Genomic DNA, 15,525 nt, shown 5'->3' with positions numbered 1-15,525 from the left:
CAGGGAGCCCGACGATGAGCCTATTAGAAGAAAACCAATCCACCGATCTGGAAAAGATCGTCGGCCTGAGCCGTCGACGTTTCATCGGCGCGGGTGCCCTGTGCGGCGCGGCGATGTTCCTGGGCGGCAACCTGCTGAGCCGCAGCGTCATGGCCGCCGCCGTGAGCGAAGGCAACAAAAGCATGCTGGGCTTCGACAGCATTGCCGCCGCGACGACCGACACCATTACCCTCCCACCAGGCTACAAGGCCTCGGTGTTGATCAGTTGGGGCCAGCCGCTACAGAAAAACGCCCCGGCTTTCGACCCCAGCGGCAACGGCACCGCCCGCGCCCAGGAAGTGCAGTTTGGCGACAACAACGACGGCATGAGCCTGTTCCCGTTCCCTGGCGACGAAAACCGGGCGCTGATGGCGATCAACAATGAGTACACCAACTACCGCTACCTCTTCCCCCACGGCGGCCAACCGCAGTCGGCCGAAGAAGTGCACAAGGCCCAGGCCAGCGAAGGCGTGTCGGTGATCGAGATCGAGCGTCGTCAAGGCCAATGGCAGTTCGTCCAGGACTCGCGCTACAACCGCAGGATTCATGGCAACACGCCGATTCGCCTGAGCGGCCCGGCTGCCGGTCACGACTGGGTGAAAACCCTCGCCGACAAGAGCGGCAAGAATGTGCTGGGGACCTTCCAGAACTGCGCCAACGGCATGACGCCATGGGGCACTTACCTGACCTGCGAAGAAAACTTCACCGACTGCTTCGGCAGCAGCCAGCCCGACCTGAAATTCGATGACGGTCAAAAGCGCTACGGCGCTACCGTCACCAGCCGCGAAATCAACTGGCACCTGCACGACCCTCGCTTCGATCTGGCGAAGAACCCCAACGAACTCAATCGCCACGGCTGGGTGGTGGAAATCGATCCGTTCGATCCAAAATCCACCCCGGTGAAACGCACCGCCCTGGGTCGCTTCAAACACGAAAACGCCGCCCTGGCGCAGACCGATGACGGTCGCGCGGTGGTGTACATGGGCGACGACGAGCGTGGCGAATTCATCTACAAATTCGTTAGCCGTGATCGTATAGATCACCGCAATGCCAAGGCCAACCGCGACCTGCTCGACCACGGCACCTTGTACGTGGCGCGCTTCGACGCAGGCGACGGCAATCCGGACCATCCCAAAGGCAAAGGCCAGTGGATCGAGCTGACCCATGGCAAAAATGGCCTCGACGCGGCAAAAGGCTTCAATGACCAGGCCGAAGTCCTGATCCATGCGCGACTGGCCGCCAGCGTCGTTGGCGCCACTCGCATGGACCGCCCAGAGTGGATCGTGGTAAGCCCCAAGGACGGCCAGGTCTATTGCACCTTGACCAACAACGCCAAGCGCGGCGAAGACGGCCAGCCGGTGGACGGGCCCAACCCCCGGGCGAAAAACGTCTACGGGCAGATCCTGCGCTGGCGCACCGACCGCGACGATCACGCCGCCAACACCTTCGACTGGGACCTGTTCGTGGTCGCCGGCAACCCGACGGTACACGCCGGCACGCCCAAGGCCGGCTCGTCCAACGTCAACGCGCAAAACATGTTCAACAGCCCTGACGGCCTGGGTTTCGACAAGAGCGGGCGGCTGTGGATCCAGACCGACGGCGACTCCAGCAACACGGGGGACTTTGCGGGAATGGGCAACAACCAGATGCTGTGCGCCGACCCCAACAGCGGTGAGATTCGCCGCTTCATGGTCGGACCGGTGGGCTGTGAAGTCACCGGGATTAGTTTCGCCCCGGACTACAAGGCCATATTCGTCGGCATCCAGCATCCAGGCGAAAACGGTGGCTCGACGTTCCCCGAGCATCTGCCCAACGGCAAGCCACGCTCTTCGGTGATGGTGATTACCCGCGAAGACGGCGGCGTCATCGGCGCCTGACACTTTCGTGGCGGGGGAGCTTGCTTCCTCGCCACGAAGAGCGACCCAATGCCTACCGACCCATCATGACCGCTTTGCGCTACCATGCTGGGCCGGACGCGGCAGCCCTGCCGCTGCGCAGGAGTCAGCATGTCCCATCCGTTCGAAACCCTCACGCCCGACCTGGTCCTGGATGCCGTCGAAAGCATCGGCTTTCTCAGTGATGCCCGGGTGCTGGCCCTCAACAGCTACGAAAACCGCGTTTATCAAGTGGGCATCGAAGATGCAGAACCGCTGATCGCCAAGTTTTATCGTCCGCAGCGCTGGACCAACGAAGCCATCCTGGAAGAGCACCGCTTCACCTTCGAACTGGCTGATCACGAAGTGCCGGTGGTGGCACCGCTGATTCACAACGGCGCCAGCCTGCATGAGCACGCAGGGTTTCGTTTCACCCTGTTTCCCCGTCGAGGTGGACGAGCGCCGGAGCCGGGCAATCTCGATCAGCTCTATCGCCTGGGCCAACTGCTCGGGCGCTTGCATGCGATCGGAGCCACCCGCCCGTTCGAGCACCGTGAAGCGCTGGGCGTGAAGAACTTCGGCCATGACTCGCTGGAGACGGTACTGCAAAGTGGTTTCGTCCCCACGAGCCTGCTACCCGCCTACGAGTCGGTGGCCAGGGATCTGCTCAAGCGTGTCGAAGAGGTCTACGCCGCCACGCCCCATCAGAACATCCGCATGCATGGCGATTGCCATCCCGGCAACATGATGTGCCGCGACGAGGTGTTCCACATCGTCGACCTGGACGACTGTCGCATGGGCCCGGCCGTGCAGGATCTATGGATGATGCTCGCCGGGGATCGCCAGGAGTGCCTGGGCCAGCTATCGGAATTAATGGACGGCTATCAGGAATTCCATGACTTCGACCCGCGCGAACTGGCACTGATCGAACCCCTGCGTGCCCTGCGCCTGATGCACTACAGCGCCTGGCTGGCCCGCCGCTGGGATGATCCGGCGTTTCCGCGAAGCTTCCCGTGGTTTGGCAGTGAGCGTTATTGGGGCGACCAGGTGTTGGCATTGCGCGAGCAATTGGCGGCGCTCAATGAAGAGCCGCTGAAGTTGTTCTGATTGGGCTGGGTTCCAAAGCCACTGAAAATCCCTGTGGGATCGGCAATGAAAGGTTCGCTGCACAAACAGACAAATCTCCTTACAATCAATTTTTTGTTAGCTGCCTAAGCAAGGATTCTGCATGCAAGCCGCCAACCCGCGTCGCGGGTACATCCTGGGCCTGAGCGCCTACATCATCTGGGGTCTGTTCCCGATTTATTTCAAAGCCATCGCCAGCGTCCCATCGGTGGAAATCATCATCCACCGAGTACTCTGGTCGGCCTTGTTCGGCGGGGCGTTGCTGATGGTCTGGAAACACCCTGGCTGGTGGCGCGAGTTGCGGGACAATCCGCGTCGCCTGGCTATTCTGGCCCTGAGCGGCACGCTCATCGCGGCCAATTGGCTGACCTATGTCTGGGCTGTGAATAATGGTCGAATGCTCGAAGCCAGCCTGGGCTACTACATCAATCCGCTGGTCAATGTATTGCTGGGCATGTTGATCCTGGGTGAGCGGCTGCGGCGCATGCAGTGGGTGGCCGTAGGGCTGGCGGCGGTTGGCGTGGCCCAGCAGGTTTGGCAGGTGGGCAGCCTGCCGTGGGTATCGCTGGTGCTGGCGCTGACTTTTGGCTTCTACGGCTTGATCCGTAAGCAAGCACCAGTGAAGGCTTTGCCCGGGCTGGTAGTGGAAACATGGATGCTGGTGCCGATCGCCATCGCGTGGCTGCTGTTCAACCCGACTGCCATCAGTGCCCAGGCCGCGTTCTGGACCACGTCCGAAGCGTGGTGGCTGGTGGCGGCCGGCCCCGTGACGCTCGTGCCATTGGTGTGCTTCAACGCGGCGGCGCGACACCTGCCCTATACCACGCTGGGTTTCCTGCAATACATCGCCCCAACCCTCGTGCTGCTGCTCGCAGTGCTGCTGTTCGACGAGCACCTGTCCTCCAGCACGCTGATGGCGTTCCTGTTCATCTGGGCCGGTTTGGCCGTGTACAGCATCGATGCCGTGATCGGCATGCGCCGTCGCAACTGATCAAAAAACGCACACACCTCTACAGGCCACGTTTTGCGTGGCCTGCGCTTTTCCTTCCAAAGGTTATCCACAACGTGATCCCCGCCGTTTGTGCACAACCCCTTGAAAACTGGTGATTTTTTGATCATCGCTGGCTGAGGCCCGACGGGCCTGGGCTGGCGCCAGGTCTCTACAGGTTATCCACAGGCAGGCGCAGTTTTTCCTTGGATAACACCTGTCAGGTTTCGTCGCTGAATTTCAACTCAACCATCAATTCATCGGCCAGGGTTTCCAGGCATGCCTGCAGCGTGTCCAGCGACAAGGTCAACGGCACCCCAAGGATCGCCTCGGCATGGAACAGCAACTCGCTGCTCATCGGTGCCGGTCGCACCTGGGTGATCAAGCGCTCGACGTTCACGCCCTGCTCGCTCAGCAGACGAGTGATGTCGCGCACGATACCCGGACGGTCATTGCCCACCAATTCCATCGCGATAGGTTTCCAGGTGCAGGATTCTTCGATCGCGTTCTCGGCGATCAGCACGCGAATGCCATGGGCCGACAGGCCTTGCAAGGCTTCGATCAATTCTTCATGGGACTCGGCCGGGGCACTGAGACGCAGGATTCCGGCAAACTGCCCGGCGAGGTGGGACATGCGGCTGTCCAGCCAGTTTCCGCCATGTTCGGCGATGCATTGGGCGATTCGCTCGACCTGCCCTGGTTTGTCCGGGGCGAAAACAGTAATGACGAGATGGTCCATGGCGCAGCCCTGTTATGGATGGAGAAGACAGTATAGGCAAGGCCTGCCCACAGCGCGGTCGGGGCATTTTTCGTTAATGTGTACAGTTATTGAGATTTATCTGGAACAATCTATCTGTTTTTTGAGAACATCCCATGCCGCGCAATGACTGTACTGCTTTAGTCGGTCGCAGAACGACGCAATTAGTCTAATTTTCACAAGCGCAAATGATCATGTAGTATTCCGCAGCGAGCACTACATAATCGCGGAAATCCTGTTGTACCGATGTCTGCTTAAGGCCAGTCGCACCCCTGAAAGCCCCGTCCAGCAAGGCTTAACAACCCAGCCGCCAGCGATGGCATGTACTGGTTCAGGGGTTTGTGGTTTAAATGTCCCGAGGCTTCATTGTCAAAATCGAAGAGCTGAAAAGCGAAATAGCTGAGCAGAGTGAGGCAAGCAATGACTGAACACGTTCAAGTCGGTGGCCTGCAGGTCGCCAAAGTCCTGTTCGACTTCGTTAATAACGAAGCCATTCCCGGAACCGGCCTCACCGCCGACGCATTCTGGGCCGGCGCCGACAAGGTCATCCATGACCTGGCTCCGAAGAACAAAGCCCTACTCGCCAAACGCGACGACTTCCAGGCACGGATCGACGCCTGGCACCAGGCCCGTGCCGGCCAGGCCCACGACGCCGTGGCTTACAAAGCCTTCCTGCAAGACATTGGATACCTGCTGCCAGAAGCGGCGGATTTCCAAGCCACGACTCAAAACGTCGATGACGAAATCGCCCGCATGGCCGGCCCACAACTGGTAGTGCCGGTGATGAACGCCCGCTTCGCCCTCAACGCCTCGAACGCCCGCTGGGGTTCGTTGTACGACGCGTTGTACGGCACCGACGCCATCAGCGAAGCCGATGGCGCGGAAAAAGGCAAAGGCTACAACAAGGTGCGCGGCGACAAGGTCATCGCCTTCGCCCGCGCATTCCTCGACGAAGCGGCCCCCCTGGCGGCCGGCTCCCATGTTGATTCCACTGCCTACAAGATCGTCGACGGCAAGCTGGTGGTGGCCCTCAAGGGCGGCGCCAACAGCGGCCTGCGCGACGACGCCCAACTGATCGGTTTCCAAGGCGATATGTCGGCGCCGAGCGCGGTGCTGCTGAAACACAACGGCCTGCACTTCGAGATACAGATCGACGCCAGCTCCCCCGTCGGCCAAACCGACGCCGCCGGTGTCAAAGACATCCTGATGGAAGCCGCGCTGACCACCATCATGGACTGCGAAGACTCGGTTGCCGCGGTCGATGCCGATGACAAAGTGGTGATCTACCGCAACTGGCTCGGCTTGATGAAAGGCGACCTGTCCGAGCAAGTCGCCAAGGGCGGCCAGACCTTCACCCGCACCATGAACCCCGACCGCGCCTACACCGCCGTCGACGGTTCGGGCTTGACGCTGCACGGTCGCTCGCTGCTGTTCGTGCGCAACGTCGGTCACCTGATGACCATCGACGCGATCCTGGACAAGGACGGCAACGAAGTGCCGGAAGGCATCCTCGACGGGCTGGTCACCAGCCTGGCGGCGATCCACAGCCTCAACGGCAACACCTCGCGCCGCAACAGCCGCACCGGTTCGGTGTACATCGTCAAGCCGAAGATGCACGGCCCGGAAGAAGTGGCGTTCACCAACGAACTGTTCGGCCGCGTCGAAGACGTGTTGAACCTGCCGCGCAACACGCTCAAGGTCGGCATCATGGACGAGGAGCGCCGTACCACGGTCAACCTCAAGGCCTGCATCAAGGCTGCCAGCGAGCGCGTGGTGTTCATCAACACCGGCTTCCTGGACCGCACCGGCGACGAAATCCACACCTCCATGGAAGCCGGCCCGATGGTGCGCAAGGCCGACATGAAGGCCGAGAAGTGGATCGGCGCCTATGAAAACTGGAACGTCGACATCGGCTTGAGCACCGGCTTGCAAGGCCGCGCGCAAATCGGCAAGGGCATGTGGGCGATGCCGGACCTGATGGCAGCGATGCTCGAACAAAAGATCGCTCACCCGATGGCCGGCGCCAACACCGCCTGGGTTCCGTCGCCGACCGCCGCCGCGCTGCATGCGCTGCACTACCACAAGGTCGACGTGTTCGCCCGCCAGGCCGAACTGGCCAAGCGTGCGCGCGCCTCGGTGGACGACATCCTGACCATCCCCCTGGCCGTCAACCCGAACTGGACGGCAGAGCAGATCAAACACGAACTGGACAACAACGCCCAGGGCATCCTTGGCTACGTGGTGCGCTGGATCGACCAGGGTGTCGGCTGCTCCAAGGTGCCGGACATCAATGACATCGGCCTGATGGAAGACCGCGCGACGCTGCGCATTTCCAGCCAGCACATCGCCAACTGGTTGCGCCACGGCATCGTCACGCAAGAGCAGGTGATGGAAAGCCTCAAGCGCATGGCACCGGTCGTGGACCGCCAGAACGCCAACGACCCGCTGTACCGCCCCCTGGCGCCGGACTTCGACAGCAACATCGCCTTCCAGGCGGCGGTCGAGCTGGTGATCGAAGGCACCCGGCAACCAAACGGCTACACCGAGCCGGTGCTGCACCGTCGCCGACGCGAGTTCAAGGCCGCCAATGGGCTGTGATTGAGCGGTAGATAGCAATGAAAAAGCCCTGGCCGAAAGACCAGGGCTTTTTCATTTGCGATCCCTAACTGCTTTTGTGCCGAGGGCGCTTGCTCCCGCTGGGGTGCGCAGCAGCCCTTCTTTACAGCTATTTTGAAACCTTATCTGCGGACTTGCGACTGCTGCGCAGTCGAGCGGGAGCAAGCTCCCTCGCCACAAAAAACCAGCCAGTACAGCGGTCTAGAGATCCATCCCCAACTCATGCTTGACCAGCCCCAGCAGCTTGTCGGTATCGATCGGCTTGAGCAGGAAATCCACCACGCTCAAGTGCATCGCCTCGATGGCATCCTTCACGTCGGCGTCGCCGGACACAATGATGATCGGCAGCGCCGCACGCTCCGACTCGCGCACCAGGCGCACCAGTTCAAGGCCATCGACATTGCCCATGCGAAGGTCCGTGATCAGAAGGCCGATGGACGGCTTGGTCTCCAGCATCTTGAGTGCGGTTTCGCCACTCGCGGCGGTCATGCAGTGGATGCCGTCCAATGCCAGGATTTCCGACAACAGCTCGCGGGCGTCCTTGTCGTCGTCGACGATCAACACACGCTGCGGCGGCAGGTCGGGTTCCAGCATGACGGCACTCAGCGCCTCGCGCTCGGCGTCACTCAAAATATCGTGGTCGGACATGGTGCTCTCTACGTTCCTTGAATCGATCCCTTGGCACAGTGGTCAGACATCGTTCTGCGGCGCTTCAATGTGCACTTCGTCGGATTTTTTTCCAAGAGTCTTCCCTGAAGAATTTTCCGAGGCGAGGCGTGGGATATTTCCGTAGTTCCGGCTCTATCGTGGCGACCTAGACTTACGTCCAATGGGCACTCCACGTCCAGAGGCCGACCATGGCGAACAGATCCGACCACAACAATTCGAAAAAGATTGCGCAATGGTTATGAAAAAAGCGGACGCCTTCATCCAGGCAGGGAAAACCGCCGTGTTGCAGAACATTCAGGGGACATTGCAATTCCTCCAGCGCTTCCCCCCGTTCAACCAGATGGAAAACGCCCACCTGGCGTATCTGGTGGAGCAATGCCTGCTGCGCTTCTACGCGCCGGGCGAAACGATCATCAAGCCGGCCGACGGCCCGGTGGAACACTTCTATATCGTCAAGCAGGGCCGGGTGGTGGGCGAACGTCCCCATTCGGCGAAGGGCGGCACCGAGACCACCTTTGAAATCACCACGGGCGAATGCTTCCCCCTCGCCGCCCTGTTGGGTGAGCGCGCTACCCGCACCGAGCATCGGGCCGGTGAAGATACGTTCTGTCTGCAACTGAACAAGTTGGCGTTCATCAAGCTGTTTGCCTTGTCCGGCCCGTTTCGCGACTTTGCCTTGCGCGGCGTCAGCAGCCTGCTCGACCTGGTCAACCAGCAAGTGCAGCAAAAATCTGCCCAGACGCTGGGCACGCAATATTCGCTGAACACCCGCCTGGGCGAGCTGGCGATGCGTCATCCGGTCAGTTGTTCACCTGAAACACCGTTGCGCGAAGCCGTCAAACTCATGCATGAGCAACAAGTCGGCAGCATCGTCGTGGTGAACGAACAAAAAGCGCCGGTAGGCATTTTCACCCTGCGCGACCTGCGTCAGGTCGTGGCCGACGGTACCGGGGATTTTTCCGAGTCGATTGCGATGCACATGACTCAGGCGCCGTTTTTCCTGTCACCGGAGCACAGCGCCTTCGATGCCGCGATTGCCATGACCGAGCGTCATATTGCCCATGTCTGCCTGGTCAAGGAGCATCGCCTGTGTGGCGTGGTGTCGGAACGGGATCTGTTTTCCTTGCAACGCGTCGACCTGGTGCATCTGGCGCGCACGATTCGGAATGCCCCTCGTGTGGAAAACCTGGTCACCCTGCGCGGAGAGATCGGCCAACTGGTGGAGCGCATGCTGGCCCACGGCGCGTCATCGACCCAGATTACCCATATCATCACCTTGCTCAACGACCACACCGTGTGCCGGGTCATCGAACTGACCCTGGCCGATAAAGGCGACCCAGGCGTGCCCTTCAGTTGGCTGTGTTTCGGCAGCGAAGGCCGCCGCGAGCAGACCCTTCATACCGACCAGGACAACGGCATCCTGTTCGAAGCCCGGGACGCCGCCCACGCCGCGCAGATCCGTGGCCTGCTGTTGCCCATCGCCCAACAGGTCAACCAGAGCCTGGCGCTGTGCGGTTTTACCTTGTGCAAAGGCAACATCATGGCGGGCAACCCCGAGCTGTGCCTGTCCCGCGCGGAATGGGCGCGTCGCTTCGCGGCCTTCATCCGCGAAGCGACGCCGGAGAACCTGCTGGGCTCAAGCATCTATTTCGACCTGCGAGTGGTCTGGGGAGATGAACAAAGCTGCGAGCAACTGCGCCAGCAGATTCTCGATCAAGTGGCCGACAACCGATTGTTCCAGCGCATGATGGCCGAAAACGCTCTTCGCCACCGGCCGCCTGTTGGACGCTTCAGGGACTTTGTGCTGACGCGCAAGAACGGCGAAAAAGCCACCCTCGACTTGAAGGTACAAGGGCTGACGCCTTTCGTCGACGGCGCGCGACTGCTGGCCCTGGCCAATGGCATCGAAGCCAACAATACCCTGGAGCGCTTGCGGCAACTGGTGGTCAAGGAAGTCATCGAGCCGCTTGATGGCGCCGCTTATGAAGAGGCCTATCACTTCATCCAGCAGACCCGGATGCAACAACACCAATTGCAAACCCGGGAGAACCTTCCCTACTCCAACCGCGTCGATCCAGACAGCCTCAACCACCTGGACCGGCGGATCCTGCGCGAATCCCTGCGCCAGGCCCAACGTCTGCAAAGCAGCCTGACGTTGAGGTATCAGCTGTGAGCCTGTTTTCCTGGCTGCGTCCGGTCCAGCCGACGTTGTCGCAGGATTTGCAACAGCGCCTGGAAGCCCTGCCCGCGGCAGCACAACTGATTGAATGCAGCCTGCGGGAACAGCGTTGGGTCGTGGTCGATCTGGAAACCACCGGCCTGAACCTGAACAAAGACCACGTGTTGTCCATCGGTGCGGTGGTGATAGAAGACGGCGCCATCGACTTCAGCCAGCAGTTCGAGCGGACCTTGCAATGCGACAAACAAAAACTCGGGCCAAGCGTGTTGATACACGGGTTGGCGCCAAGCGCCATCGCCGCCGGCAGCGACCCGGCCGACGCGCTGCTGGCGTTCATGGAGTTCGTCGGCGACAGCCCACTGCTGGCGTTTCATGCGCCTTTCGACAGCCACATGCTCGGACGAGCGTTAAAGGAATACCTGGGCTATCGCTTACAGCATCCCTTCATCGACGTGGCGGACCTGGCCCCGATGCTTTGCCCACAGGCTCATATCCGCCAAGGAGGCCTGGACGACTGGATCGACTGGTTCAAGTTGCAAGTCTTCGATCGCCACAACGCTAGCGCCGACGCCCTGGCCACCGCGGAGCTGGCGCTGATCCTGTGCAGCCGCGCCCGCCAGAAGGATATCCACAGCCCGCTCGACCTGCAGCAACGCCTGGGACAATGGAAACGACGACAGCAGGCGCCTTCGCTTTAATCCAAGACCCGAGCGCTCGGGAGCTTTTGTGGGAGCAAGCTTGCTCGCGATGGCGCAGTGTCAGTGAACCTCAATGCCACTGCCCCACCGCTATCGCGAGCAGGCTCGCTCCCACAAAAGTATTGAGTTATGGGCTCCGACCAGCGCCAATTGCTTTCCCTCCCCCGCCTCTGCCACAATCGCGAACAATTCTCGTTACTTAAAACGTCGGTGATGCTCTGTGTCGTCAGTCCCCAGTCCTCATAGTGATCTGGTTGGTGCGTTATACCGCGACCATCGCGCTTGGCTATTGGCGTGGCTGCGACGCAACGTGGCCTGTGCGCAACGGGCCGAGGACCTGAGCCAGGACACCTTTGTGCGCTTGCTGGGTCGCGAGGAGTTGAAGGCGCCCCGCGAGCCGCGCGCGTTCCTGCTGGCGATCGCCAAGGGACTGTTGTTCGACTACTTCCGTAGGGCTGCGCTCGAACAGGCCTATCTGACCGAACTGATGCTGGTCCCGAAAGGCGAGCAGCCGTCGGTGGAAGAGCAACAACTGATTCTCGAAGACCTGAAGAATATCGATCGCCTGCTTGGAAAATTATCCAGCAAGGCCCGGGCGGCATTCCTCTACAACCGCCTCGACGGCCTCGGCCACGCTGAGATCGCCGAGCGCCTTGGCGTTTCGGTCCCGCGGGTACGGCAATACCTGGCCCAAGGCATGCGGCAATGCTACATCGCGCTTTATGGTGAGCCGACATGACCGCAGCCCTTGGCAAACCGGTCTCGGCGCGCGTTCTCGATGCGGCCATTGCCTGGCAGCTGTCCCTGGATTCTGGCTGCGGCAGTCCCCAGGAGCGGGAAGCATTCGCTCAATGGCACGCCGCCGATGAAGAGCACGCCCGCGCCTGGCAACAGCTCGGCATGCTTGACCAACGCTTCAGCATCGCCAGCGGACCTGCCCGGGCCGCGTTGCTGCAATCGAAGGCCAGCATCCGGCGACGGGTGCGCAAGGTTGGCAGTGGCCTGGCCAGTGTCGTCGCGGTCATCGGCCTGACGCTGTTCGCCGGCGACCGTTACCTGCCGCTGGATTATTGGCTGGCCGACCAGCGCACCGCCACGGGCGAACAGCGCACGTTGCGCCTAGCGGACGGCACGGTGGTCAACCTCAATACCCACAGTGCGCTGGATGTACGTTTCGACGACAAGCAGCGGCTTATCGTTTTGCAGGAAGGCGAGATTCTCGTGGAGACCGGCCACAACGATCCGCGGCCGTTCATCGTCGAGACTCGCGAAGGCAGCATGCGCGCCTTGGGCACGCGTTTTCTGGTCAAGCTCGAAGACCAGGGCACACGGTTGAGTGTGTTGAAATCGGCGGTGGCGGCGCACCCGCAGCGCAGCGAAGGAGAACAGATCCTGCGCGAAGGCCAGCAAGTGCTGATGCACCGGGATGGCCTCGGGCCGGCCGTGGCCTTGAACGCGGGGGCCGATGCCTGGACCCGCGGGATGCTGGTGGTGGACAACGCGCGCCTTGAAGATTTGATCCGGGAGCTGGGGCGTTACCGGCGTGGATATCTCGGCGTCGAGCCCCAGGTGGCGGACTTGCGCATCACCGGCAGCTTTCCGCTGCACGACACCGACCTGGCCCTGACCGCCCTGCTGCCGACCTTGCCGGTGCAGGTCGAGCATCACACGCGTTGGTGGGTGGTGGTGGGGCCTAGGGCTGAAGCCAAGCGCTGAAGCGTATTGTTGCCAGTGATGGCCTCATCGCGAGCAAGCTCGCTCCCACAGGGGTTTGCACTTCAGTCCCGTGTGGGAGCGAGCTTGCTCGCGATGAGGCCATTGGCCCCACCCCAAAGCCACCGGCCGCAATCTGAATCTAAATTATTTTCATCCAGCCCTATCACTTTTCGACTTTCATCCGGCACACAGGCAATTGAGAAATATTTCCATTCAGGAGCCGCCGTATGTCCCGTCCGTTTGAGACCCTGTTGCGCCCCAGTCTGTTGGCCGTTGCCATTGCCTTGAGCACCCCGTTGGCCTGCGGACCGTTGCTCGCCGCCGAACAGGCATCTGGCGTTCGTGCCTACAATCTGCCCGCGGCGCCATTGGCCAGCACCCTGAATCAGATCGCCAGCCAGGCCGGTCTCGCCTTGAGCCTGAACCCGTCATTGGCGTCGGGCAAGACGTCGGCCCCGGTCCAGGGCCAATTCGACGCCACCGGCGCCTTGCGCGAGGCCTTGCGCGGTACCGGCCTGCAACTGGAACAAAGCAGCGCCGGCACTTACAGCCTGGTGGCCGTGCCCGAAGGCGTCATGGTGCTGCCGGAAACCAGCGTGATCGGCGCGGGAATCAGCGAAACGGCGTGGGGGCCTAGCGAGGGCTACGCTGTGACCCGCACCGCCGCCGGCACCAAGACCGATACCCCGATAGTCGAGCTGCCACGCTCGGTCTCGGTGGTCACGCGCCAGCAGATGGAAGACCGCTCCGTCCTCAACCTCAATGACGCGCTGCGCTACACCGCCGGCGTGCAGAGCAGCGGCTACGGTTCGGACTCGCGTAACGATTGGCTATTGGTGCGCGGTTTCGTGCCAACGCAATTCCTCGATGGCCTGCCGCTGCCCAAGGGCAACTACATCACGACGAAAATCGAACCTTGGAACCTTGAGCGCATCGCGGTGCTTCGCGGCCCTGCTTCCTCGGTCTACGGCCAGACGCCCCCCGGCGGCATGCTCGACATGGTCAGCCGCCGCCCACAGGCTGAAAGCGGCAATGAAGTCCAATTGCAGGCCGGCAGCTACGAGCACAAGCAGATCAACTTCGACAGCACTGGCAAAGTCGATGACGAAGGCCAGTTCCTGTACCGACTCAGCGGCACGGTGCGCGACAGCAACTCCCAGGTCGACCACATCCCGGACAAACGCTACAACATTGCTCCAAGCCTGACGTGGAATATCAACGACGACACTCGCCTGACCTTCCTGTCGCAATACACCCGCGATGACACCGGAATCACTGGGCAATTCCTGCCGCTGCAAGGCACAAAGCTGGCCTCGCCGGCGGGCAAGATTTCCCATCACAAGAACCTGGGTGATCCGGACTGGGAGTTCTACGATCGTACCTACTATGCGCTGGGCTACAACTTCGAGCATCGCCTGAACGACACCTGGCAGTTCCGCCAGAATCTGCGCTATACCAAGAGCGATCTGGAATTTCAGGGCATCTCCGCCGGTGGGGCTTTTTTCCCAGATGGCCCGGACGAATCCGTGAGCGCCGATGGCACCGTCAGGCGCAGCGCCAGTATTGTTGATGAAGACATCAGCCAATACGCCGTGGATAACAATTTCCAGGCCGATTTCCAGACCGCAGCCTTGAGCCACACGCTGCTGCTGGGCTTGGACCACCAGCGCTCCAATAGCAACGCTCGCTGGCGCTGGGGTTCTGGTGGTGTGCCCACCAGCAACGTCAACAACCCGACTTACGGACAGGACTTCTCCAACGTCCAGTATTTCGACATGTACCACTACAACCAGAAAACCCACCAGACTGGCCTGTACATCCAAGACCAGATCGCTCTGGACAACTGGCGCCTGACCCTTGGCGGCCGTGAGGACTGGATTCACACCGGCACCGTTTTCCACAACCAGAACGACGCGACCAACACCCAGCGCGACAAGAAATTCAGCGGCAACGCCGCATTGAGCTATGTGTTCGATAACGGCGTGACACCGTACGTTTCCTTCGCCCAGTCGTTCCAGGCCGTGGCGGGCTCAGCCGTCAACAGCACTGACTCGTTCAAACCAACTGAAGGCGAGCAGTACGAAGTCGGCATCAAATATCAGCCACCGGGTACCAAAACCCTGTTGACCGCCGCGGTGTTCGACCTGACTCAGCAAAACAACTCCGTCACGGAGAACAACATCACCCGGCAAGTGGGCGAGGTCCGCGTGCGTGGCCTGGAACTGGAAGCGTCCGGCGACGTCACCGACAACCTGAAACTGGTCGGTTCCTACACCTACAACGACAGCGAAATCACCAAGGGCGCCGCGGCCGAAGAAGGCAAGCGCATGGCCCAGGTACCGCGTAACCAGGCCACCGCATGGGCCGACTACACCTGGCATAACGGCCCTCTCGACGGGTTCGGCGTGGGGGCTGGCGTGCGTTATGTCGGCGACACCTATGGCAACACCACCAACACCGATTGGGGTCACGTCGGCTCCTACACGGTGTACGACGCCTCGGCCCACTACGACCTGGGCCGTTTGAACAAGACGCTCAAGGGCGTCACGGTGGCAGTGGACGCGAAAAACATCTTCAACAAGGACTACCTGTCCACCTGCGATGGTTTCTATTGCTACTACGGCGACCAACGCAACGTCGTCGCCAGCGTGAATTACAAATGGTAAACGGTTAGCATTTGCGCAAACCTCTTTGAGGGCACCTGCAACTGAGCTCAATCAGTCAGATGAAATGCCTGTGGGACGAGTCTTTGTGGGAGCGAGCTTGCTCGCGATGGCGGTGAGTCAGCTGCGTTGATCTTGACTGACACTTCGCTTTCGCGAGCAAGCTCGCTCCCACACAAGCTGGCTCTCGTAGGTTTCACG

Annotated in this window: 11 protein-coding genes; 9 read left to right on the top strand and 2 right to left on the bottom strand. The window is 61.0% G+C overall.

Annotated elements, in window-relative coordinates:
* Positions 1 to 14: 14 nt before the first annotated feature.
* From M1D68_RS02280 to rarD, 3 genes are all read left to right on the top strand, one after another.
* The gene (locus tag M1D68_RS02280) at positions 15 to 1,916 is read left to right on the top strand and encodes a PhoX family protein (RefSeq protein WP_434561951.1); all 1,902 of its coding nucleotides are present in this window, start codon (positions 15 to 17) and stop codon (positions 1,914 to 1,916) included.
* 129 nt (positions 1,917 to 2,045) lie between these two features.
* On the top strand, positions 2,046 to 3,020 hold the full coding sequence (locus M1D68_RS02275; protein WP_420764913.1) for a serine/threonine protein kinase: 975 nt from the start codon (positions 2,046 to 2,048) through the stop codon (positions 3,018 to 3,020).
* A gap of 121 nt (positions 3,021 to 3,141) precedes the next feature.
* Complete coding sequence (gene rarD, locus M1D68_RS02270) at positions 3,142 to 4,029, top strand: EamA family transporter RarD (RefSeq protein ID WP_457969161.1); 888 nt, start codon at positions 3,142 to 3,144, stop codon at positions 4,027 to 4,029.
* 217 nt (positions 4,030 to 4,246) lie between these two features.
* Here rarD and M1D68_RS02265 read toward each other — a convergent pair whose 3' ends face one another.
* Complete coding sequence (locus M1D68_RS02265; protein WP_420764915.1) at positions 4,247 to 4,765, bottom strand: glycine cleavage system transcriptional repressor; 519 nt, start codon at positions 4,763 to 4,765, stop codon at positions 4,247 to 4,249.
* A 438-nt stretch (positions 4,766 to 5,203) separates the two neighbouring features.
* Between M1D68_RS02265 and M1D68_RS02260 the strand changes: the two genes are divergently transcribed.
* Complete coding sequence (locus M1D68_RS02260; RefSeq protein ID WP_457969159.1) at positions 5,204 to 7,381, top strand: malate synthase G; 2,178 nt, start codon at positions 5,204 to 5,206, stop codon at positions 7,379 to 7,381.
* A 219-nt stretch (positions 7,382 to 7,600) separates the two neighbouring features.
* On the opposite strand, the gene M1D68_RS02255 is transcribed toward M1D68_RS02260, so the two are convergent.
* Positions 7,601 to 8,047 (bottom strand): response regulator, encoded by a 447-nt coding sequence (locus tag M1D68_RS02255; protein WP_060740319.1) that lies wholly within the window; start codon positions 8,045 to 8,047, stop codon positions 7,601 to 7,603.
* A gap of 259 nt (positions 8,048 to 8,306) precedes the next feature.
* Here M1D68_RS02255 and M1D68_RS02250 point away from each other — a divergent pair, with 259 nt between their 5' ends.
* The 5 genes from M1D68_RS02250 to M1D68_RS02230 all read left to right on the top strand — a co-directional run bounded on the left by M1D68_RS02250 (position 8,307) and on the right by M1D68_RS02230 (position 15,327).
* Positions 8,307 to 10,241: a putative nucleotidyltransferase substrate binding domain-containing protein gene (locus M1D68_RS02250; RefSeq protein WP_434611501.1), complete on the top strand. Its 1,935-nt coding sequence runs from the start codon at positions 8,307 to 8,309 to the stop codon at positions 10,239 to 10,241.
* Entirely contained in the window at positions 10,238 to 10,945 is a 708-nt protein-coding gene (locus M1D68_RS02245) for a 3'-5' exonuclease (protein ID WP_457969157.1), read from the top strand. Before M1D68_RS02250 ends, M1D68_RS02245 begins: the two co-directional genes overlap by 4 nt.
* Before the next feature lie 220 nt (positions 10,946 to 11,165).
* Positions 11,166 to 11,684, top strand: a complete 519-nt coding sequence (locus M1D68_RS02240) for an RNA polymerase sigma factor (protein ID WP_420764918.1) — start codon at positions 11,166 to 11,168, stop codon at positions 11,682 to 11,684.
* Positions 11,681 to 12,661, top strand: a complete 981-nt coding sequence (locus M1D68_RS02235; RefSeq protein WP_457969156.1) for a FecR domain-containing protein — start codon at positions 11,681 to 11,683, stop codon at positions 12,659 to 12,661. The genes M1D68_RS02240 and M1D68_RS02235 overlap by 4 nt, the downstream gene beginning before the upstream one ends.
* A gap of 227 nt (positions 12,662 to 12,888) precedes the next feature.
* Complete coding sequence (locus M1D68_RS02230) at positions 12,889 to 15,327, top strand: TonB-dependent siderophore receptor (RefSeq protein WP_457969154.1); 2,439 nt, start codon at positions 12,889 to 12,891, stop codon at positions 15,325 to 15,327.
* Positions 15,328 to 15,525: the final 198 nt, after the last annotated feature.

The sequence above is a fragment of the Pseudomonas sp. R4-84 genome (genome assembly GCF_054130985.1).
This window is presented reverse-complemented; position numbering and strand designations above follow the sequence as displayed.

Excerpts from the sequence above, each read along its gene's own strand:
- M1D68_RS02280 (WP_434561951.1), top strand. The coding sequence starts at position 15 with ATGAGCCTATTAGAAGAAAACCAATCCACCGATCTGGAAAAGATCGTC.
- M1D68_RS02275 (WP_420764913.1), top strand. The coding sequence starts at position 2,046 with ATGTCCCATCCGTTCGAAACCCTCACGCCCGACCTGGTCCTGGATGCC.
- rarD (WP_457969161.1), top strand. The coding sequence starts at position 3,142 with ATGCAAGCCGCCAACCCGCGTCGCGGGTACATCCTGGGCCTGAGCGCC.
- M1D68_RS02265 (WP_420764915.1), bottom strand. The coding sequence starts at position 4,765 with ATGGACCATCTCGTCATTACTGTTTTCGCCCCGGACAAACCAGGGCAG.
- M1D68_RS02260 (WP_457969159.1), top strand. The coding sequence starts at position 5,204 with ATGACTGAACACGTTCAAGTCGGTGGCCTGCAGGTCGCCAAAGTCCTG.
- M1D68_RS02255 (WP_060740319.1), bottom strand. The coding sequence starts at position 8,047 with ATGTCCGACCACGATATTTTGAGTGACGCCGAGCGCGAGGCGCTGAGT.
- M1D68_RS02250 (WP_434611501.1), top strand. The coding sequence starts at position 8,307 with ATGAAAAAAGCGGACGCCTTCATCCAGGCAGGGAAAACCGCCGTGTTG.
- M1D68_RS02235 (WP_457969156.1), top strand. The coding sequence starts at position 11,681 with ATGACCGCAGCCCTTGGCAAACCGGTCTCGGCGCGCGTTCTCGATGCG.
- M1D68_RS02230 (WP_457969154.1), top strand. The coding sequence starts at position 12,889 with ATGTCCCGTCCGTTTGAGACCCTGTTGCGCCCCAGTCTGTTGGCCGTT.